At 62.3% G+C, this 17,295-nt stretch carries 15 protein-coding genes; 5 read left to right on the plus strand and 10 right to left on the minus strand.

Annotation, left to right across the window (positions count from 1 at the left end; translation table 11 throughout):
• Positions 1-11: 11 nt before the first annotated feature.
• From NKH73_RS07420 to NKH73_RS07460, 9 genes are all read right to left on the minus strand, one after another.
• Positions 12-728, minus strand: a complete 717-nt coding sequence (locus NKH73_RS07420; protein ID WP_352929703.1) for an amidohydrolase family protein — start codon at positions 726-728, stop codon at positions 12-14.
• Between the two features lie 10 nt (positions 729-738).
• Entirely contained in the window at positions 739-1,692 is a 954-nt protein-coding gene (locus NKH73_RS07425; RefSeq protein ID WP_352929706.1) for an ABC transporter permease, read from the minus strand.
• A 39-nt stretch (positions 1,693-1,731) separates the two neighbouring features.
• Positions 1,732-4,275 (minus strand): ATP-binding cassette domain-containing protein, encoded by a 2,544-nt coding sequence (locus NKH73_RS07430; protein ID WP_352929709.1) that lies wholly within the window; start codon positions 4,273-4,275, stop codon positions 1,732-1,734.
• Positions 4,276-4,341: 66 nt separating this feature from the next.
• Positions 4,342-5,382 (minus strand): substrate-binding domain-containing protein, encoded by a 1,041-nt coding sequence (locus tag NKH73_RS07435; RefSeq protein ID WP_352929712.1) that lies wholly within the window; start codon positions 5,380-5,382, stop codon positions 4,342-4,344.
• A gap of 184 nt (positions 5,383-5,566) precedes the next feature.
• Entirely contained in the window at positions 5,567-6,955 is a 1,389-nt protein-coding gene (locus tag NKH73_RS07440; protein WP_352929715.1) for an MmgE/PrpD family protein, read from the minus strand.
• A 32-nt stretch (positions 6,956-6,987) separates the two neighbouring features.
• A complete protein-coding gene (locus tag NKH73_RS07445) occupies positions 6,988-7,896 on the minus strand; it encodes an NAD(P)-dependent oxidoreductase (RefSeq protein WP_352929718.1) in 909 nt (302 codons plus the stop codon).
• Positions 7,897-7,946: 50 nt separating this feature from the next.
• A complete protein-coding gene (locus NKH73_RS07450) occupies positions 7,947-8,747 on the minus strand; it encodes an N-acyl homoserine lactonase family protein (protein ID WP_352929721.1) in 801 nt (266 codons plus the stop codon).
• 59 nt (positions 8,748-8,806) lie between these two features.
• Positions 8,807-9,643 carry an SDR family NAD(P)-dependent oxidoreductase gene (locus NKH73_RS07455; RefSeq protein WP_352929723.1) on the minus strand — a complete coding sequence of 279 codons (837 nt, stop codon included), beginning with the start codon at positions 9,641-9,643 and terminating at the stop codon, positions 8,807-8,809.
• Positions 9,644-9,792: 149 nt separating this feature from the next.
• A complete protein-coding gene (locus tag NKH73_RS07460) occupies positions 9,793-10,782 on the minus strand; it encodes a LacI family DNA-binding transcriptional regulator (protein WP_352929726.1) in 990 nt (329 codons plus the stop codon).
• Between the two features lie 209 nt (positions 10,783-10,991).
• On the opposite strand from NKH73_RS07460, the gene NKH73_RS07465 reads away from it, so the two are divergent.
• A complete protein-coding gene (locus tag NKH73_RS07465; protein WP_352929729.1) occupies positions 10,992-11,468 on the plus strand; it encodes a hypothetical protein in 477 nt (158 codons plus the stop codon).
• A gap of 24 nt (positions 11,469-11,492) precedes the next feature.
• The gene (locus tag NKH73_RS07470) at positions 11,493-12,371 is read left to right on the plus strand and encodes an N-acyl homoserine lactonase family protein (RefSeq protein ID WP_352929732.1); all 879 of its coding nucleotides are present in this window, start codon (positions 11,493-11,495) and stop codon (positions 12,369-12,371) included.
• Positions 12,372-12,552: 181 nt separating this feature from the next.
• Here NKH73_RS07470 and NKH73_RS07475 read toward each other — a convergent pair whose 3' ends face one another.
• Complete coding sequence (locus NKH73_RS07475) at positions 12,553-13,335, minus strand: SDR family NAD(P)-dependent oxidoreductase (protein ID WP_352929735.1); 783 nt, start codon at positions 13,333-13,335, stop codon at positions 12,553-12,555.
• Positions 13,336-13,759: 424 nt separating this feature from the next.
• Here NKH73_RS07475 and NKH73_RS07480 point away from each other — a divergent pair, with 424 nt between their 5' ends.
• Genes NKH73_RS07480 through NKH73_RS07490 form a run of 3 tightly spaced genes read left to right on the plus strand, consistent with a single transcriptional unit; the run spans position 13,760 to position 17,281 of the window.
• The gene (locus tag NKH73_RS07480; protein ID WP_352929738.1) at positions 13,760-14,689 is read left to right on the plus strand and encodes a sugar ABC transporter substrate-binding protein; all 930 of its coding nucleotides are present in this window, start codon (positions 13,760-13,762) and stop codon (positions 14,687-14,689) included.
• A gap of 34 nt (positions 14,690-14,723) precedes the next feature.
• Entirely contained in the window at positions 14,724-16,271 is a 1,548-nt protein-coding gene (locus NKH73_RS07485; RefSeq protein ID WP_352929741.1) for a sugar ABC transporter ATP-binding protein, read from the plus strand.
• Positions 16,268-17,281 carry an ABC transporter permease gene (locus NKH73_RS07490; RefSeq protein ID WP_352929745.1) on the plus strand — a complete coding sequence of 338 codons (1,014 nt, stop codon included), beginning with the start codon at positions 16,268-16,270 and terminating at the stop codon, positions 17,279-17,281. Before NKH73_RS07485 ends, NKH73_RS07490 begins: the two co-directional genes overlap by 4 nt.
• The last annotated feature ends 14 nt before the right edge of the window (positions 17,282-17,295 follow it).

The following is a 17,295-nucleotide window of genomic DNA, read 5'->3' on the forward strand; positions in this document are numbered from 1 at the left end:
ATAATGCAGCATCACAGGTTCAAGAGCCTGGCTATGTTGCCGCCGACGATCTTGGCGTAGCCGTCGCGGTCGGCCGTCGCACGCTCCATCTTCTTGAACTCCCATTCATAGTCGACGAAGGGCGAGTCGGTGCCCCAGATGACCTTGTCTGGACCGAGTTCGCGCACGGCGGTCTGGATCTCGAAGATCGGCGCCCGTGATGTTTCGAGATAAAGGTTGGGATATTGCCGGGCGAACGATATCGCCTGATCGACCGACCAGAAGAAGCCCATATGGGCCATCAGCAGTTGCACGGCAGGGAAGCGCGCCGCCATAAGCGCGAATTCGGGTGGGCTGTTGTAGAGATCGCTGGCGCCGTGGACGATGATCGGAATGCCGAGTTCCTCGGCCACCCGGAACAGGGGGTCCACCAGGGTCGGGTCAGACAGATGAAAACCATTGATCGTCGGGTGCAGCTTCAGCCCTTTGAAGCCCCAGTCGACGACGCACCGGCGAACTTCGTCGGCCGCGTCCGGCTGCCAGGGATTAACTGCGCAAAAGGGGATCAGCCGGTCTGGGAACTGGTCGAAGGCCTCCTTGATCGGCTCATTGCTGAAATTGCCTTCAACGAAAGGAAACATGACGGCCTTGTCGACACCAACCGCGTCGATCTTGGCGACCAGTTCAGCGCCGGTCTGACGTGCGCCCGGCCGGATTCCGAGATGGTTGTGTGCATCAATGACAAGCATGCGAGGACCTCTATTCTTTTCGTTTCAGACCGCCAACCGCCATGGCGAGAAGGATCAAGCCGCCATTGAAGGCATAGCGCCACGGCGCGCCCATGCCCAGGATCGTAAGCCCGTTGCCGATGAAAGCGATGAAGAGCGCGCCGAGCAATGTACCGAACACGTTCATCTCACCGCGCCTTGAAGCGAGCGTTCCCAGATAGGCGGCGGCAAACGCATCGAGCAGATACGGTTCGGCGCCGCGCGGCATGGCGATGCCGGTGCGCGAAACCAGCGCGACGCCGGCGATCGCGGCAAGGGTCGACGCCACTACGAAACCCGCACCGAAAACCATCCGGATATCAATGCCGGCCAGGAAGGCGGCGCGGACATTATTACCGACCGCTCGCGCCTGCCGGGCGAACGGCGTGTAGCGCATCAGTGTGAAGACGAAAAGGAACACCACTGTGGCTAGGATGATGAGCGCTCCTATGCCGCCTACCGATCCTTGACCGAGAAACAGGAAGGGCGCCGTCAGGCCGCGCGGCAGCGTGAAGAGGATCTGTGGCTCCGAGCCATTGGTCGCCATGAGTTCGCCTGACCGGATGACGAACATCATGCCCAGCGTGCCGATGATGGCAGGTATGCCCAGATATGCCATTTGCACCGCATTGACCGCGCCGATGATCACCCCGAATGCGACAGGCGCGGCGAACGCCACCCAGATCGGGTAGTGATTTATGATCGCGATGGCGGCGATCAGACCGGCGGCGTCGGCGACCTGGGCGATTGAGAGATCGACGCCGCGCATCGACATCACGACTGTCAGGCCGAGCGCAAGGATGATGAGAATGGTGCTCTGACGAAGCACATTGGCGACGTTGTTCGGGCTGAGGAAAGACGGTTTGAGCAGATAGACGATCGCCAGCACCAGGATCATGCCCAAGATGGGGCCGTAGGTGCGCAAAAAGTCAATGAACCGATTCATGTTGGACTGTGTCAGAGTGGCGGCCACGGTCATCTCACCTCAAAAAATGGTAACCTGGCCGATTTCCCGGCGACGCACGACACCCACCGCTGTCGCCATGACGAGGACGATGCCCTGGATTGCCGGCAGCGCCTGGCTGGATATCCCCATCAGGATCAGCCCATTGGACAGCGACGCCAGGAAGAGCGCAATCACCACGGTCCCAATGACGTTGAGATCGCGTCGGCGCGACAGCGTGCTACCGAGGAAACTTGCCGCCAGCGCGCTGATCAGAAAGTCGATGCCGGTCGCGAGCGCGGAGGCGCCGTAGCTGTAGGACGCCAGCACGACGCCCGAAACGCCAAGAATGAGACCGCCAAGCGCAAAAGAGGCGAATGTATAGGGCGCCTGGTCGACGCCGCGCAGTTGCGCCGCCGGCAGGTTTTGACCGACCGCGTACATACGCCATCCGAGCCGGGTCCTGCGCAGCACACCGTGCAGACAGATCGTCGACGCGATCAGCAGGATGAAAACGAAAGGCACCGGCCCGACATAACCCTGTCCGATGAAGAAGAAGCCGGGCTGGCTTGCCAGCGTCAGTGCCTGGCCGCCATTGTACAAGAGCGTCGCGCCCATGGCCACGAACATGGTTCCCAGCGTCGCCACGAAGGGGGGCATGCGAAACACCAGGACCAGAAGCGCGTTGAACATCCCTGCGGCGAGTCCGGCTAGGGCTCCGAACAGAATACCGATGGCCGCGCTCATGCCGCCGATCAGAGCACCGGCCACCAAATTCGTCGCCAGTTGGCTAATCGCGCCTGCCGACATGTCGAAACCGCCGGCAATCAGCACCACCGTCAGGCCCAGAGCGATAAAGCCAAGCACGCTTCCCTGCTTCAAAAGGTCGAAGACATTGCCCGGGCTGAAGAAATGTGGCGCAACCACGCCAATCAGCGCAAGCGTTACCAGCATTCCGGCGATGGTGCCCCATCGGGTGAGAAGGCTGGTCATCGTCCAGTCGGTGCGGCCGTCGTTCGCCGACAGCGAATGTGCGTTGCCGGGCATTGCAGCGGAGGACGGGGTGGTGTTGCCGGACGCCCAGAACAGCAGCGCGGCGGCATCGATTTCGGGGCGCTCCAGAAACTTGCTGATCCTGCCCTTGTGCATCACCGCGGCGCGGTCGCACATGCCCGCTATCTCCTCGAAATCGGAGGAGATGAAGATGATCGCCGCGCCGCGTTTGGCCAGCTCGACCATCTGCCGATAGATTTCAACCTTCGAGCCCACGTCGACGCCAGTGGTTGGCTCGTCGAAAATGAACACCTCCGCATCACCCATCAGCCAGCGGCCGATGACGATCTTCTGCTGGTTGCCACCCGAGAGATAGCGCGCGATCTGTCCGATACGCGGCGGCTGGATGGCAAGCCGACGCACGAGTTCCGCCGCATCCCGGTTCTCGCGCCGTACATCGAGCAGCCCGAACGCCGACCATCGCGAGATGTTCGGCAAGGTGAGGTTGTCCCGCACGCTCATGTCGAGCACCAGCCCCTCATGGCGTCGATCCTCCGGGATCAACGCAAAGCCCTCCTGCTTGGCCTGGCGCGGTGACGACGGCGTCGAAGGCTTGCCATGCAAGGTGACGGTGCCGGCGCTTCGCGGCAGTGCACCGATAAGTGCCATTGCGAGCTCGGTTCTGCCCGCGCCGACCAGTCCGGCGAGGCCGAGAATCTCGCCGCGCCTAAGCGTCAGATCGACACCGCCAAGTGCGGTGCCCTGTGAAAGTCCCTCGACGATCAGGATCGGTTCGCCGATGCTCACTTCCTCCTTGGGATACAGCTGGGAGATGTCGCGCCCCACCATCATGCCGATGATGTCGCCACGCGAAGTCTCGTTTGCCGGGAGGGTTGCAACGAGCTTGCCGTCTCGAAGAATGGTGACCCTGTCAACGAGATCCAGAACCTCGTCCAGATAGTGTGAGATGTAGATGATGGTGACGCCGCCATCGCGAAGCGCGCGCACCACCTGGAACAATTGCTCCGACTCAGCCTCGCTCAGCGATGCTGTGGGCTCGTCGAGAATGAGGACACGCGGCTCGCGCATCAGTGCCGCGGCGATCGATACCTGCTCGCGCTGAGCGACGGTCAGGTCCCCCACCAGCACGTCTGGCGAAAACGAGGCGCCCACCCTATCGAGCGCGGCCTGCGTGGCGGCGCGCATGGTCGCAAAATCGAGGATGCCGGCGCCCCTTGTGCGTTCCTGGCCGAGGAAGATGTTCTGCGTGACATCGAACTGGGCGACCAGTGCCTGATCCTGGTGCACGATGACGATGCCGTTGGCTTCGGCGTCATTGGGGCCGCGCATACGGATCGGTTTGCCGGCGACATCGATCGTGCCGGCGTCGGGCTGATACACGCCGGTCAGTATTTTCACCAACGTCGACTTACCGGCTCCGTTTTGTCCGACGAGCGCATGGATTTCGCCTTTCTCGACAGCAAGCGAGACGTCAGAGAGCGCGACGATCCCGGCAAACTCCTTGCGGATCGATCGGCATTCGAGGATCGTTGCGCCTGAGGGTTTCATCGCATCGTGTTGGTTCGACATCATAATTTGACTCTTGAGAGTGGAGCGATGGGCAGCGTGCTCATGGCTGCCCTTCGCCCCGCGCGTTCATCACGGGAGGACTGGATGAACGACCTGCAGCTCGCCGTCCTGCGGCCAGCGTCCTTCGACGGTGGCCTTGTCGATGGCAAGATCGGCCCAGACATTGGCGCCCCAACGCTTCTCAGCCGCCGCCACGCCGTTGGCATGAGTCGCCAGCCAGGCGTCGGTGAAGAGCGTGCTTGGAAAATCTGACTTCCCACCAAGCTTCTGGATGATGATTTCGCCGGCCAGCGAGCCGATGCGGTTCACATCCTGCACAACCGTCGCAACGAATGGGCTCCCTTCGTCGAGAAGCATTTGGAAGCCGACCCGGTCGCCATCGATCGACGCGACCTTGATCTCGTTTCGACCGTTGCGGCGAATGGCTTCCACCGCACCCGAGACAAGGAGATCGTAGGCACCCCAGACGGCGGCGATCGATCCCGGTTCCGGATTGGCGGTCAGGATGTCCTCCATCTGCGTCTGCACCTTGGCAGCGCTATGTTCGCTGGGGACCTCGTGCAGCTTGACCTGCGGATAGTCGGCCGCGATCGCCTGCAGGATACGCTTGCGCGTCTCGAGAAGCGGCGCGCCCGGCACCCAAACCACGTAGACGTCCCCCTTGTAGTCAATGCTCGACAACAGCGCACGACTGATCATGGCCGACATGAGAGCGTCGTCGCCGCCGACATCGGCAAGCGCCCCTTCGGTCTTGGCGCCCACGGACGTTGTCACCACTGGAATGCCGGCGTCACTGGCCTTCTTGACGACTGGCGCCAATTGCTGCGCATCGCCGAGTTGCACGATGATGCCCGAAACGCCCGAGTTGACGAGGTTTTCGATATTTTCATTGTGCTTGCGCGGATCGGCTCCACCATCGGTAACCACCACTTGGCCGCCAGCGGCCTCAATCACCTTCGTCGCACCGGCGATGATGTCGCGGTTGTAGTCGTTGGTTATTTCGCGTGCGGCTATGCCGATCTTTTTTCCTGCGAGGTCTTGCGCATCCCCTTTCGAGGGTGCCGCCACCAACAAGGCTGTGGCCATCGCTATCAAATGCAGAAACTTCATTGTCTCCTCCCAAACTCACCTTCGATCAATTGATCGATAGCTGAATAATTGCTCGCACACCTCCCCATGTCAATGCCGGTCGGTATTTTTGGAAACGCCGGCGACCTCGATCCCCGCCTTGAGCCGCTGCCGGTCGGGACTGTCTCCCTGCCTCCCATCATGCTCGGACACGGGTTCGGACCCGTTATGCGTAAGCAGCCTCGGTGTGAGGGCGAGCCAGCGCTAGAAGAGCACCGGCGTCTGTAAGGTCGGCAAGGGTCCAAAGCGCTTCGGCAAGGGGCTCCGCCGGTAAAGTCGGGCAACCGTAACGCGCCAGCGCGGCAAATTTCTCTCTGAGGGCCGTGTCCGACATCGGTCGAGCGAGGCTGCCGGTTGCGACTTTTTCGGTCACCTCGACCGAGGAGCCATCCGCATATCGGATCGAGACATGAGCGGCTTCGACCGGCGTACCGGCATCGATCTCGACCGGGCGGACCTTGGCGCGCAAGGCCTTCACTTGGGGATCGTTCACCGCGGCATCGCTGAATTCCTCTGCACCCGCACGGCCGCGCAGCAGACTGATGGCGACCGCATGCTGGGCGCTCACCTGCGCCTCGCGCCCGGTGGTGACTTCGGGCCGGTCGGCGCGAGCCTTGAGCAAGGGGGCACCGCGCACGACGATCACTGCGATCCGGTCGGCAGAGAAATTGCGGTCGACGCGGGCAGCGAGGCAGGCGTCGATCACGGGATTCAGCACCACTCCGCAAGGATAAGGCTTGAACATGTTGCACAAGATCTCCCAATCCTTTCCCAGCCCCGCCTCGATCAGTTCGGGCTTTGGCTGGTCCGAGCAGACTTTCAGGAAGCCGCGCGGGCCCTCGAGCGGCTGCGGCGGCCCTTCGACACCGCACTGCGCCATCAGGGCCGAGACAAGACCGCCGCGAGCCGCATTGCCGACGCCGGTGCTCTTGGCCATGAAGCCGAGCGTCTCGACGAGCCCGGATGCTTGGGCGGCGGCATTGCCAAGCGCCCAGAGGATCTCGTTCTCGCCAAGATCGAGAAGCTTCGCGGCGGCCACGGCGGCACCGAAGATCCCGCACGTAGACGTGATGTGCCAGCCGCGGTCGTAGTGGCTGGGCGAGACCGCGTTGCCGATGCGGCAAGCGACCTCTACCCCGAGAGTAAAGGCGTGGAGGAGTTCCGCACCGCTCACCAGGCGCGTTTCGGCAAGAGCCAGCACGACCGGCGCGATCGGCGCGGTGGGATGGATGATTGTCCCGGCATGGGTATCGTCGAAGTCGAAGACGTTTATTGCTGCCGCGTTGAGGAAAGCGGCCGTCAATGCATCTCTTCGCTGGCTATGGCCGATGACGGTCGCGGTCTCGCCGGCCGAAAAAGGCGCGAGGCTTTCGGTCAGCCGCAGCACCGCCTGATCGGACGAGCCGCCAAGCGCCGTTCCAAAGCCATTGAAGACTGATCTCAGCGCATGCGCGCGGACCGGCTCCGGGACGTCCTCCCAGCGGGAGCGGTGTACGAAGGCCGCGAGCCGGCGCGAAAGGCCCGCGGCGGAGGGCTGCAAAACGTCGTCGGTCATGCGCGAGGTCTCCGACCTGGAACTGCGAGGCATCAGCCCCTCGCCTTGTCGCCGGCGACGATAACGCCGGCCCAGTCCTCGATCGGCTTGATGATTTCGGTGAGATCCGCATCGGCGCCGAGATCGCCCTTCGCCACAGTCAGAAGTTGCCGTACCGCGCCGCCGACGATCATCGGTACGCCAAGCGCGTCGCTTTCCTCGAGGCAGAGCCGAATATCCTTCGCCGACAGACCGATCGAAAAGCCGAAATCGAAACTGCGGGTCAGGACAAATTTCGGAATCTTGGTCATCGTGGCATTGGAGCTGCCGCTGCCCGAATTGACCACTTCGATCAGCACGTCGGGATCGAGCCCGGCCTTGGTGCCGAGCACAAGCGCCTCGGAAGCAATGGACAGGGCCGTCACCGACATGAGGTTGTTGATCACCTTCATCATTTGCCCCATGCCCGGCTCGGCGCCGACATGGATTGGCTTGCCGAGTACTTCGAGGATTGGCCGCACCGTCTCAAGCATCGACGTGTCGCAGGCGACCATCATCGCCAGCGTGCCCTTCTCGGCGCCACCGACGCCCCCGCTTACCGGACAGTCGACCGTCGTGATGCCAGCCGCCCTCAAACCTTCTGCCACCTGCCGCTCGGTGCGCGGGCCAGTGGTCGACAGGTCGATGACAATTTTGGCCCCCTTCCCCGATGCAAGCCCATCGGGCCCGAGCGCGACTGCGTTCACAATTTCAGGTGTCGGCAGCGACAACAGCACCACATCGGACAGGCCCATCAGCTCCGCCGGGGTCGTGGCCCTGCCCGCTCCCTCTTCCGCCATCGCGGAGACGGCGACGGTGTTGGTGTCGTAGACGGTGACGGTGTAGCCGGCCGCGATCAGCCGTCTCACCATCGGCGTTCCCATGCGTCCTACGCCGGCAAAACCCAGCTTGAAGTTGGTCATTGTGATCTCCTGCTTGAAAGCCAGTGCAGCTCAGCTCCGCGGGCGAATGCTCACGGCGCTGCCGCAATCGGATTGAGATCCAGGCGCACGATATCCTCGACCCCCGGCAGCGCGGCCGGATAGCGCGTCAGCACAAGCGGGTCGTGGCCCGGAATGACATGTTTGGGCGAACTCGCGAGCTTGCGCATCGTGGCGTAGCCTTCCAGCATGTCGGTGGCGCTCTCCAACACCGGAAAGGGCCGGTTCTGCTCGAAATTGGCATAGAAGTGCGACGCATCGGAGCCGAGCACCACCCAGCCGCGCGCCGTCTTCACCCGGATCACCTGCAATCCCTTTGAGTGGCCGCCGACACGGTGCACGGTGAGGTTCGGCGCGATCTCCGAGACCCCGTCATGGAACGTCACCCGCCCGGTGAAGAGCTTGGCGATCATGCTGGCCACGTCTTCATAGGCGAAGGGGTGGCGCAGATAGTCGTGGCACATGCAACGTCCGGTGCAATAAGCCATCTCCACGTCCTGGACATGATAGCGGGCATTCGGGAACAGTTCGTGGTTGCCGGCATGATCGAAATGCATATGCGACAGGATCACGTCCTCGACCTTGTCCGGATCGATCCCGATCATCTTCAGCCCTTCGCCGACCGGCCGCAGCAACTGCCTTTGCCGCTTCTTAGCCACCTCTGCGTCATAGCCCGTGTCGAACACGAAGGTCCGCGTCTTGCCGACAATGGCCCAGACGAAATAGTCGAGGGGCATTGGACCGTCGTGCGGATCGCCGCCGATGAAGTTCGCCGCCGCATTGCGGTCGTGGTGCCCGTAGCGAACCGCGTAGAGTTCGTAAGTGTCATCCATGCGTGCCTCCTTTCGCTGTCAAGCCGCCATGGCGCTGAGTCACATCGATCCGGATCCGCTCAGCTCGCAAGCCACCCACCCTCGACCGGGAGCATGGCTCCCGTCATATCGCGCGCAATCGGCCCGCAGAGAAAGACCAGGAGATCGGACACGCTCTGTGGTGAGACGAAGCTGCCGCCAGGCTGCTTGCCTTCCAGAAAGAGGCGCTCTGCCGCGCCGCGATCAATGCCTCGATCCGCCATCAGCTCTTCCACCCGGCTCTCCGTACCCGGTGTCAGCACCGAGCCGGGACAGAGACTGTGGCAGGTGACGTCGACGTCCAGGTTCTCCAGCGCCACTGCCCTTGTGAGGCCGAGGATGGCGGATTTCGTCGTCACATAGCCGACACGACCTGCTGTGCCGCGCAGGCCGTAGACGGAGGTTATATTGAAGATACGCCCGAAATTCTGCTCCCGCATCTGCGGCAGCAACAGCCGGACGGCATGGAAAATGGCCGAGAGGTTCACGGCCAGCGCCATATCCCACTGATGAGGCGGAAAATCCATAATTGACGCGAAATGCCGCACGACAGCATTGTTGATAAGGATGATATCCACCCCGCCAAGTTCAGCACCGGCCGCTGCGACAAGCCCATCCACCCCTGCTGGCGTGGACAGATCTGCCCTGTGGTAGGCAATCTGTGATCCTGTCCTGCGGGCCAGGGTTTCGCGCTCTGGCTCGACCGCCTCGGGCGTTTCGAGCCCGTGCAGCATCACATTGCAGCCGGCCTCTGCAAGCCGGGCGGCCATCACCTGTCCCAACCCCGCGGTGGAACCGGTGATCAGCGCACGGCGCCCCTTCAGGACTTTTGCCGAGATCGGAAGCATCGCTTGTTCTGTTTCCTTCGACACGCTCATATCCTGCCCTGCCGCTTCGTGAGCATCGCCAAAGTCCTCGTCCTGGTCCGGACGCAGCGTCGCGCCATGTTCATTTTTGGTACCGGTAACAGAAATGGACTATAGAGCAGCGCCGTCAGCGGTGCAACCGCTGGTACGGGTCCTGGCGGTCAAGTGCTTTCGCGCTGGATCAACTCGAATTTCAGATCAACCACGCTGCCGCGCAGGTGCTCGGCCCCGTCCATGATTCGGCTGAGCAGGATGCGCGCCGTCCGCTCGCCGATGTCATAGCGTGGCAACCTCAGCGTGGTGACGGATGGACTGACGTGGCGCAAAAGGTCCACGTCGTCGAAGCTTGCCAGAGCGATCCGGCCGGGCACCGTCCAGCCGCGCTTCTGGCACTCGAAGAGCGCGCCCACGGCCAGCACGTCTCCCGCGCAAAACAGCGCATCGACTTCCGGTACGCTCTGCACAACGCGCGCCATCACTTCTGCCCCGGCGGCGAGCCCGCGCTCCGTCTCCAGCACAATGCGGGGGTCGGGATCGAGGCCAAGCTGGTTGAGTGCAGCATGATAGCCTTGCAACCGGTCCTGCGAGCGGTCGTTATGGACTGAGTAGAGACTGGCGAAAGCAATTTTGCGGTATCCGAGCCGGCCGAGATGCATCGTCATCGCGTAGGATGCGTCATAGTTGGAAAAACTGACCACCATATCCAGCGGTTCTCTAGGTATATTGCCGTTTTCGACTACCGGTATGCCTGATTTCCGGATCTTCTCCGTGGCTTGCGGTGTATGTTCAGTGCTGTGCAGAACCAAGCCGCTCACACGGTGACTGAGGAAGACCGTTATCAGTTCTTCCTCCTCGTTGGGATCATAGCCCGACTCGGCGATCATCAATTGGAAGCCCGAGCTTTTGAGTACTTCTGACAGGCCCTTGACCGTTTGCGTGTAGATCGAATTGTCGATGCTCGGCACGATCAGCCCGATCGTGGTGGAGCGGTTCGACGACAGGCTGCCGGCCAGATGGTTCGGCAAATAGCCGATCTCGCGCACCGCCCGGAGCACCCTTTCGCGCATCTCCTCGGAGACTTTGCCAGGCTCGTTCAGCGCCCGTGACACGGTCATGGTGGAGACGCCGGCGCGAACCGCCACGTCCCGCATCCTCGCGCTCCCGCTATGCGGGTTTCCGTCTCCAGACGATCTCTTCGGCATTTCCCATCACAGCCCGATGTGGCAGCAGAAATCAAATCATTGCGTGAGTGCGCAAACAAGCCTTCACGGCAGAATTCCGCAATAGTATTGTTACCGATACCAAAATCCGGTATTGCCTGAAAGGGGTTTGCGCATTCAGGGGTTCTGCGGAGATCGCAATGCATGGAAAAGCCGACAGCGAAGCGGAACAGGCGGTATTGCGCTATGTGGCGACTGCCCGACCGGTGCAGCAGCAGATCAGCGAGACGCTGACGCAAGTCGCGGGCTTCGCGCTGCTGCTGATGACCTCGCCGAGCCGGGCCGTGCTCGCCGAAGGCGCGCTCGCCAGCGCACAGGAGGCAGCAACGCGAGCAGCCGAGGAGCTACGTGCTCTCATAGTCCCCGAAGTCGCTACGCACCACCATCATCATTTGCGCGGCGCCGCCGAGACGCTACTCCAGGCCTGCGTCGCGGCGTTGGATTCCCGCCGGATCGACACCTCCGAGCAAAGTGATGCACTCGTCCGGACGCTGCGGGCGTCAAGCGATCACCTGCGAGCTACGGCCCGTCTGTTGCCGGGCTTCGAACTTGTCGATTTCACTCAGGCGTGCTGCGCGGCTCATGCCCCGCAGCGCCTGCTGCAGGAAGCAACATAAGCCAACGGTATCAGGGAGGATGGAATGGCAGATTACTCGATTTGGGTGCTCGAATATGCGGCGGTGGAGAAATTCCCCTTCAGCGTCATGATGTATGGGCCTCAGCATCAGGGCACGCGCAAACTGCCCTATGCCTATGCGCTGCTTAAGGGAAGAGGCGAGACGATCCTGATCGACACCGGCTACGACCACGTCGCCTATGGAGAACAATTGGCGACCGCCTACGGGGTCTCGAACTATCACGGGCCGCGCGAGGTTCTGGCCGAATGCGGCGTCAAGCCGGAAGACGTGACCAGCGTCTTCATCACCCATGCCCATTTCGACCACATGGGCGCCATGCATCTGTTTCCAAACGCGAAATTCTACGTCCAGAAGAGCGAATTGGACAAATGGGTCTGGGCTCTCACGTTAGGTCCTGAATATCGTTTCCTGACTGGTGGCGGCGATCCAGCCGACATCGTGCGCGCCGTCGAGGCAGCGAAGGAAGGCCGGATGATCTGCATCGATGGCGACCAGGAAGATGTCCTGCCGGGCATCGACGTCCATCTGGCAGCGGACACCCACACCTATGGAAGTATGTACGTCACCATCCGCAACGACGGCGCCAAGGATGGCGAGGACAAGTGGATCTTCGCGGGCGACCTGATTTATACGTACGACAATCTGACCGGCCTCGATGCGGATGCGCCGCAGATCGTACCGATCGGCCTTGCCGTCGGCAGCCAGCACAATTTGATCTTCTCAAGCGCTGAGATGCTGAAATCGGTGGGCGGCGAGGTGCGGCGGGTCATTCCCGTCCACGAGGATCGGCTGCGCACTACATTTCCGTCGCGGCTCACCGACAAGGGCCTGCAGGTGGTGGAGATCGCGCTCGCCAAGGGCGAGCAAAGCTGGGCCGGCTGAGAAGCTGGTCGACTGAGCTTAGAGGCGGATGATTTCAGGTCGAATCGACCTGAAATCTGAATCCGCCTCTAAATCAAAGAGATAGAGCATAATGTCGTCCGAAAACCGCTTCACACTTTTCGGCATCATGCTCTAGGCGGCAGGGCGCACGCACGCCCTGCCAAGCTGCACCTTGAAAAATTCAGAGCTGGTCCGCGCCGGCGACGAAGCCGCCGCCATCGATCACGATCGCCTGGCCGGTGATGAATGAGGCTGCATCCGATGAGAGGAACAGCACAAGCTGGGCGATCTCCGACGGATCGCTGATGCGCCCCATGGGGATCATCGGCAACACCGTATCCTTTGCCCCCTGCTCGCTGCCGAACATGCCGCGTAGCAGCGGCGTCATCACCGAGCCGGGTGCGATGGCGTTGACGCGGATGTTCTTGCGCGCCACTTCCAGCGCCACCGAATTGGTCAGTCCAATCACTCCCCACTTGCTCGCGCAGTAAACGGCGGTGGTGGCGAAACCCATGACGCCGAAGAGCGAAGACGTGTTGACAATCGCGCCGCCGCCCTTCGCGATCATATGCGGGATCTGATGCCTCAGCCCGTTGAACATGCCACGCAGATTGACGTCCATCAGGAGATCGTAGTCCGCGTCGTCGAGTTCGTGCACAGGCGCCGTCTTGCCGGGCACGCCCGCATTGTTGAAGGCTACATCGATCCTTCCGAAGCGATCGAAGGCCTTTTGGTGAAGCGCGGCCATCGCTTTGCTGTCGCGCACGTCGGTCTCCATGAACTCGATCTCGACGCCCAGCGGCTTCACCTCTTCCTTGAGGCTCTTGCCGAATTCGGCGCCGATGCCGGCGACGAAGAGGTTTGCGCCCGCCTGGGCAAAGGCCAGCGCCGTGGCGCGGCCAATGCCGGTTGTTCCACCGATCAAGATGACGTTCTTGCCGGAAAAATCATACTTCACTTGCATGGTTGGTCCTCCTATGGCTCGCGGCCTCAAGTCATTTGCGGCAAAGATCGCTCGCGCATGGCTATTCCATAACCTTGACGTGATACCGATAACAAGAGAAAATAGGGCCCGACGCAGGGCAGCGACCTAGAACCGTGCGGATTTCGGCAGAGAAGCGAAATTTCGGAGAGGCACGAGCCGCCTATTGCCGCCCTTTTAAATGTGCATTATGGTACCGGTATCAGAGATGATGGATCAAAACGTCCGAGCAAGGCCTAGAGCCTGGCCCGCAGGGGCTGCTCGGACAGGGAGGACTACCCTTTCGAGGCTGTTGGCCTGAGGGTGATTTTTTGGGCGCGAGGGGAAGACGAAAAGCACTGATGCCTCGTGAAGGAAGGCGCCGGACCCATCGTGGGGACGGTCGACAGGGAGAGAGGATTTCCAAATGTACAAACTGCTGCTTGCCGCGTTGACGGCCGGCGCCATGATGGTTGCCACCGTCGCCCAGGCGAAAACGCTTGGCGTCGTTGCACTTCTGGCCAATGATGCCCTCAACATAGCCGTCATTGGCGGCGCGACCGAAGCCGCCAAGGCTGCCGGCTGGGATGTCAAGGTAACAGACACCCAGGCCAGCGCCGACCAGGCCAACGCCGCGATGAATTCTTTCGCCGCGCAAAAAGTCGACGCGATCTTCGTGCTTGCCTTTGCCAGCAGCTCCATTGGCTCCGGTCTTGCCGCGGCGCGCGATGCGGGCATTCCCGTCGCCACCTGGGGCGGCGAGATCGTTCCCGGTATCGTCGTGACGACAAGCGGTCGCCAGGTCGGCGACGACTCGGTTAAGTTCCTGCTCGACAAGGTTAGTGGAAAGGCCGACGTGCTGGCGATGACCTTCCACCCCGGAAAGCTCTGCATCGATCGCGGCATCGCCTTCGACGAGGGCGTGAAGGGCAAGTCCGACGTCAAGGTGGACTATAGCGAAGTGGTGGCGCCCGGACAGGTCCAGTTCGGAAACGCCACCGCCGCCGCATGGCTAACCGCGCATCCCGCCGGCGGCGACAAGCCGCTCGCCATCTGGGCCTGCTGGGACGAGCCGATGCAGGGAGCCGTCGCTGCAATGCGCCAGGCCGGCCGCACCGACGTCGCCACGGTCTCGATCAACGGCAGCCCGCAGGCGCTGCAACTGGTCAAGGAAGGCGACCTGACGGCGACCGTCTGGCAGCCGGCCTACCAGGAGGGCAAGGAGGTCTTCCAGGCCATCCTCGACTCGATCAAGGCCGGCGCCTCCTGGCAGGCGAAGGACATCCAGATCCCCGGGATCGTGGTCACCAAGGACAATGTCGATAAGTTCATGGCCGAACACCCCAATGGAATGTGAGACCTTGCAGCGCCTCGCGGAGCGGCGCCTTTAGATGCCGCCCGCCGCGTCGGCCGGGCCATGGATGCGCATCCGCGGCCTGACCAAATCCTTTGCGGGAGAACTTGCTCTCGACCACGCCGATCTCGACATCGAGCAAGGCAAGGTGCATGGCCTGGTCGGCGCCAACGGCGCCGGCAAGTCGACGCTGATCCGCTGCCTCGCCGGGGTGACGGTGGCTGACGAGGGCAGCGTGACGATCGCCGGCGAGGACCTGCAAAAGGGATCGCCGCGGGCCTCGGAAAAGGCCGGGCTTGCCTTCATCCATCAGGAATTGAACCTGATCCCGCATTTCAACGCGCTGCAGAACATGCTGCTCGGCGCACCCAAGGTCACCCGCTTCGGGATAATCGACTGGCAGCGTTCCGGCATCGCCGCCCGCGCTGCTGCCGAGCGCGTCGGCATCCGCTTTCCGCTCGAGACAAAGGTCTCAGAACTTTCGGTGGCCCAGCGCTGGCTCGTCATGATCAGCAAGGCGCTCGTGGGCGAAGCCAGCATGATCGCGATGGACGAGCCTACGGCCTCGCTTTCGGGTCCGGAGAGCGAACAGCTTTTCGCCATCATCCGCGATCTCTCCGCCCAAGGTGTGGCCATACTCTATGTCTCTCACCGGCTCGAAGAGGTGCTCCAGCTCTGCGACAGGATCACGGTGTTGCGCGACGGCCGCATCGTCGACGGTGCGGAGCGCGGAGCGCTCAACAAGAAGGGCCTGGTCAGAGCCATCATCGGCCATGACATACGCCCGCCGGACGCACGCACCCGCTTCGCCGTCGACCGCGGCCGGCAGCCGATCTTCTCCGTCCGCGACATCGCCTGGAAGAGCGCGGTGAAGAGCGTGAGTTTCGATCTCTACAAGGGTGAGGTCCTGGCACTCGGCGGCCTTGTCGGCGCGGGACGGACCGAGCTTGCCCATCTCGTGGCCGGCGCAGCCCGGCCGGATACCGGCCATTTCGAGCTCGACGGCAAACGGCTCGATATCGCCAACGAGGCCGAGGCGGTTCGCGCCGGTATAGCTCTGGTGCCGGAAGAACGACGCTCGCAAGGCGTGATGCTGCAGCAGTCGGTGGGTTTCAACATCAATATATCCACCTTGAAGAAGCTGCGCGCCATTCCGGGGCTCCCATTCGTCTCCGACACCAAGGCCCGACGGCAGGCGGACAGTCTAATAGCCCAGTTGGGCATCAAGACGCCCAGCGTCGACGCCAAGATCGGCGGTCTTTCAGGCGGCAACCAGCAAAAGGCACTGATCGCCCGCTGGCTCAACGCCGGAACCAGGCTGCTCATTCTCGACGAGCCGTCGCGAGGTGTCGATGTCGGCGCACGTGAAGAGATCCATGATGCGATCCGGGCGCTCGCCCGGTCCGGCGTCGGCATCCTGGTGATCTCGTCGGATGTCGAGGAACTCACGCTGCTGGCGGATCGTGTCCTCGTCATGCGCGAAGGCCGCGTCACCGGCGAGTTGACCGGCGGCGATATCACCGAAGCGCGGATCATCGAACTCAGCTACCATGATCCCAATGACGAAGAAGGAGACCTCGCATGATGGCCCAGGCCGGAACCGCGGCGAAGGATGCGCCACAGCTCCGCAAGTCCTCGTGGAAGCGGACTGCGCTGATCTGGCTCTCTCGCTACGGCACGATCGTCGGGCTCCTGCTGATGGTGATCTTCTTCTCGGCGAACGCGCCAGGAATCTTCCTGTCCCGCGCCAACTTCCTCAACATCCTCAGCCAGGCGTCGCTGACCGCGATCATCGCCTCCGGGCTGACCTACACGCTCGTTGTCGGCGAGTTCGATCTCAGCATCGGCTATGTCGCGAGCTTCGTCGGTCTGATCGTTACCGGATTGATGGCCTACCAGGGTTTTCCGATCTGGCTCAGCATTGTCTGCGCCCTGCTGCTGGGCGCCTCGATCGGCGCCTTGAACGGCGTGCTCGTGACGAAAGTCAGGATCAATGCCGTCATCTCCACGCTGGGCATCGGGACAATGCTGACGGGAATAGGCTTCACCTACAGTTCCTTCCCGATCGCCACCGGTATCCCGCGTGCCTTCACGGACATTTCGCTCGGTCGCCTCGTCTTCGGCCTGCCCAACCCGGTGATCATCATGGTGGTCGTGCTGATTGCGCTCTGGATCATCCTGAACAAGACCGACATCGGCCAGAAGATGCAGGCTGTCGGCGGCAATCTCGAGGCGGCCAGGCTCTCGGGCATCCGGGTGGACCGCATCAAGATCTTTGCCTTTGCCACTGCCGGCTTCTGCGCCGCATTGACGGGAACGCTGCTGTCCTCGCTGCTCGGCAGCGGCACACTGGCAGCAGCCGACGGTTATCTCCTGGACGCCTTCGCCGCCGTCTTCCTGGGCTCTGCCACGCTCAAGGAAGGTGAATTCCACATAAGTGGGACGCTGGTCGGCGTGCTCATCCTGGCGGTCGGCTTCAACGGGCTCAGCATCTTCGGCGCCCCCACCCATTTCCAGCCGATCTTCAAAGGCGGCATCCTCGTGCTCGCGGTCGGGATGTCCGCCCTCGCCCGGCGCTATGCCGCCTCGGTATGACTGAGGGCCGGGCA

The sequence above is a fragment of the Mesorhizobium sp. M0938 genome, from assembly GCF_040319125.1.
GTDB classification, from domain to species: domain Bacteria; phylum Pseudomonadota; class Alphaproteobacteria; order Rhizobiales; family Rhizobiaceae; genus Mesorhizobium; species Mesorhizobium robiniae.

Coding starts and splice junctions, on each gene's coding strand:
- NKH73_RS07475 (WP_352929735.1), bottom strand. CDS start 13,335: ATGCAAGTGAAGTATGATTTTTCCGGCAAGAACGTCATCTTGATCGGT.
- NKH73_RS07490 (WP_352929745.1), top strand. CDS start 16,268: ATGATGGCCCAGGCCGGAACCGCGGCGAAGGATGCGCCACAGCTCCGC.
- NKH73_RS07430 (WP_352929709.1), bottom strand. CDS start 4,275: ATGATGTCGAACCAACACGATGCGATGAAACCCTCAGGCGCAACGATC.
- NKH73_RS07440 (WP_352929715.1), bottom strand. CDS start 6,955: ATGACCGACGACGTTTTGCAGCCCTCCGCCGCGGGCCTTTCGCGCCGG.
- NKH73_RS07460 (WP_352929726.1), bottom strand. CDS start 10,782: ATGCGGGACGTGGCGGTTCGCGCCGGCGTCTCCACCATGACCGTGTCA.
- NKH73_RS07485 (WP_352929741.1), top strand. CDS start 14,724: ATGCCGCCCGCCGCGTCGGCCGGGCCATGGATGCGCATCCGCGGCCTG.
- NKH73_RS07480 (WP_352929738.1), top strand. CDS start 13,760: ATGTACAAACTGCTGCTTGCCGCGTTGACGGCCGGCGCCATGATGGTT.
- NKH73_RS07470 (WP_352929732.1), top strand. CDS start 11,493: ATGGCAGATTACTCGATTTGGGTGCTCGAATATGCGGCGGTGGAGAAA.
- NKH73_RS07455 (WP_352929723.1), bottom strand. CDS start 9,643: ATGAGCGTGTCGAAGGAAACAGAACAAGCGATGCTTCCGATCTCGGCA.
- NKH73_RS07420 (WP_352929703.1), bottom strand. CDS start 728: ATGCTTGTCATTGATGCACACAACCATCTCGGAATCCGGCCGGGCGCA.
- NKH73_RS07445 (WP_352929718.1), bottom strand. CDS start 7,896: ATGACCAACTTCAAGCTGGGTTTTGCCGGCGTAGGACGCATGGGAACG.
- NKH73_RS07425 (WP_352929706.1), bottom strand. CDS start 1,692: ATGAATCGGTTCATTGACTTTTTGCGCACCTACGGCCCCATCTTGGGC.
- NKH73_RS07450 (WP_352929721.1), bottom strand. CDS start 8,747: ATGGATGACACTTACGAACTCTACGCGGTTCGCTACGGGCACCACGAC.
- NKH73_RS07435 (WP_352929712.1), bottom strand. CDS start 5,382: ATGAAGTTTCTGCATTTGATAGCGATGGCCACAGCCTTGTTGGTGGCG.
- NKH73_RS07465 (WP_352929729.1), top strand. CDS start 10,992: ATGCATGGAAAAGCCGACAGCGAAGCGGAACAGGCGGTATTGCGCTAT.